Origin of the sequence: Zavarzinia sp. (genome assembly GCF_041650655.1) — a bacterium.
Classification (GTDB): Bacteria; Pseudomonadota; Alphaproteobacteria; order Zavarziniales; family Zavarziniaceae; genus Zavarzinia.
Genome location: NZ_JBAZKR010000296.1, coordinates 1 through 2,519, shown reverse-complemented (window position 1 = coordinate 2,519; position 2,519 = coordinate 1). Strand labels below are relative to the sequence as shown.

Sequence of the window (2,519 nt, the reverse complement as noted above, 5' to 3'; positions counted from 1 at the left end):
CCGAGACCAGGGCCCAGGCCTTGGCGAAGGGCAGCACGCCCTCGCGCGCCAGGCGGAAGGCGGCGTGGAGCAGGGACGGGTAGTAATAGTCGGAGGCGAGCACCTGGCCCATGCCCTGGGCGATCATCGGTGCCGCTGGGATCGAGTTCGTATGGCTGCCGCCGCGCATCACATTGGGCGCGCCCAGCACGATCGGGTCGCCCAGGGCCTGGGCTGCCCGCGCGGCTTCCTCGGTCTTGGGGAATTCGGCGATGGTGCAGCCGAGCGCATGGAAGCGGCGGCGCATCTCGGCGCTGTCGTCGTCGTGGCTCGCGGAGGCGATGCGGGCCGCCGCCGCGGCCCGTGCGAGCCGGCGGATCTGCTCCGGCACTTCGTCGCGCCGAGCCCAGACGCGCTGCAACAGGGCGACGAATTCCTCGACCGTGAGGCGCGAGCGTTCGGCGTATTTGTGCAGCTTGGTCGGCTGGTTGATCAGGCGGTAGATCTCGGGCGTATGGTCGTTGTAGGCGAGCAGGCGGATGGCGCCTTCCTCGATCCATTCCAGGATTTCGTCGACCGCGTCGATGTTGAAGGTCTCGTGGCGGAGATGAATGTGGGTGTCGGCGTGCAGGCGGTCGCGCTGGCCGGCGATCGCCTCCTTCAGGCGATGCGCCATTTCGCGCCCGCGCAGCCCCGGCTCCCACGACCAGGTGATGGCATGAAAGGCGGTGGTGATGCCGTTGCCGACCATTTGCAGGTCGGTTTCCTGCAACGCCACGCCGAGCGAGACCTCGACCCCCGGGCGGGGCATGATCTGGCGCTCGAAAGCGTCGCCATGGAGGTCGACGATGCCGGGCAGGACCAGGAGGCCGCGGGCATCGACCACGCGGAAGGCCGAGAAACCGGTCGCCCGCGTCGGCCCGGCGATTCGCCCGCCTTCGATCGCCAGCGATCCTTCTTCGATCGTCCCATCGGGCCAGAGAATACGACCGCCTCTGATTTCGACACGCATCGGCGAGTCCGCTCCATTCTCGCAAGTGACCGTCAAGCTAGCCCGGTTGAGTTGCAGTGTGGTGACAATGCCCGCGCGACCGAACCCCCGGCGTCACCTAAGGCCGAAATTCCGGCGAGTTTCCGGGCTCGACGCTAACGTCCTGTAATTATTGGGTGAATATGGATCATTCGGCGCTTTGGTCTAGAAGCTGCCGTGCAAGGGTAATCCCCGCGTCATGAAAGGATCATTCTAGTCGTCTAGACGTCATGGGGTGACGGCGCCAGGACATCCCCAGGACCTCTCCCATGCCCCGCTCAGTTCTCGACGACGAATTGCACCCGCGGGCCGGAGAAGCGGCTGTAGCCGAATTCGATCGGCGTGCCGGCGACGTCGACATTCACCGCCTCGGTCACCAGGATCGGCTGGTTGCGCGGCTGTTGCAGCAGGCGGGCGTCGGCCGCATCCGGCATCTGCGCCATGATGCGGGTGACTTTCCGCGTGTAATCGTCGATGCCGCGCTCGGCCAGCGCCTTGGTGACCGAGCCGAGGCGGCGATAATCCTCGATGATGCCGTCGAAACGGGCCTTCGGGAAATAATGGGCACCCACGCTCATCGGCCGGCCGTCGGCGAAGGACAGGGTCTCGACCAGGATGACCGGGCGGCCGGCGCGGACCTGCAGCGCCTTGGCGATACGCGGCGATGCCGGCAGTTCCAGTCCGCGCAGGAAGGTCGAACCCGGCGTGCGGTCGAGCTTGCGCAGGTTCTCGGTCAGGCGGATGCGCTGGCCGAGGGCGTAATCGATCACGTCTTCCGCGACGAAGGTGCCGCGGCCCTGCTCGACCCGCACGGTGCCCGCCTCCTGGAGGGCCGCGACGGCGCGGCGGAGCGTGTGGCGGTTGACGCGGAAGCGGGCGGCCAGGGCCGCCTCGGGCGGCAGTTGCTCGCCCGGCTTGACGATGCCGCGGGCGATCTCCTCCTGCAGGGTCTGGGCGATCTGCGCCCAGATCGCGAGGCCGCGTCCGCGGGCCGGCTCGACCAATGTCACGATAGATCCCTCTTGTCCTGCGGCGCCCTGCGCGCCACCCTGAGAAACATATAGATGACTAGACGAGATAACGGCAAGCCCATGATCGAGGAGAGCGACAATCAGGCGCGACGCCAGCGGCTCCGCCTGCTCGCCGGGGCGGCCCCGGCGGATCTCGCCGCGGCGCTGGACGAGGCGGGGGCGGTGCCCGATCTCCGCCTGGTGCGGGCGCCGGAATGCGGCCTCGTCATGGTGCGCGGCCGGGCCGGCGGCACCGGCGAGCGCTTCAATATCGGCGAAATGACGGTCAGCCGCTGCACGGTCGCCGATGCGGACGGCCGGCTCGGCGTCGGCATGGTGGCCGGGCGCGACCGCGCCAAGGCGGAAATGGTGGCGAAGCTCGACCTCGTCGCCCAGCGGCCGGGTCCCGGCGCCGGTATCGCGGCGCGGCTGCTCGGCCGGCTCGAGGCCCAGGCGGCGCGGGCGGCTGCGGCACGGGCGGCGCGGGCGGCGGCGACAAG

The 2,519-nt window shown here is 69.1% G+C and carries 3 protein-coding genes; 1 reads left to right on the top strand and 2 read right to left on the bottom strand.

The genetic code is table 11. From position 1 onward, the window contains the following. Positions 1-991 (bottom strand): alpha-D-ribose 1-methylphosphonate 5-triphosphate diphosphatase (locus WC493_RS23835; RefSeq protein WP_373069248.1); only part of this gene is annotated, 991 nt, incomplete at its 3' end. A 296-nt stretch (positions 992-1,287) separates the two neighbouring features. Beyond that, positions 1,288-2,019, bottom strand: coding sequence for a phosphonate metabolism transcriptional regulator PhnF (gene phnF, locus WC493_RS23830; RefSeq protein WP_373069246.1), 732 nt, complete (start codon positions 2,017-2,019; stop codon positions 1,288-1,290). A 54-nt stretch (positions 2,020-2,073) separates the two neighbouring features. Here phnF and phnG point away from each other — a divergent pair. After that, on the top strand, positions 2,074-2,519 hold a 446-nt coding region (gene phnG, locus WC493_RS23825), incomplete at its 3' end, for a phosphonate C-P lyase system protein PhnG (RefSeq protein ID WP_373069244.1).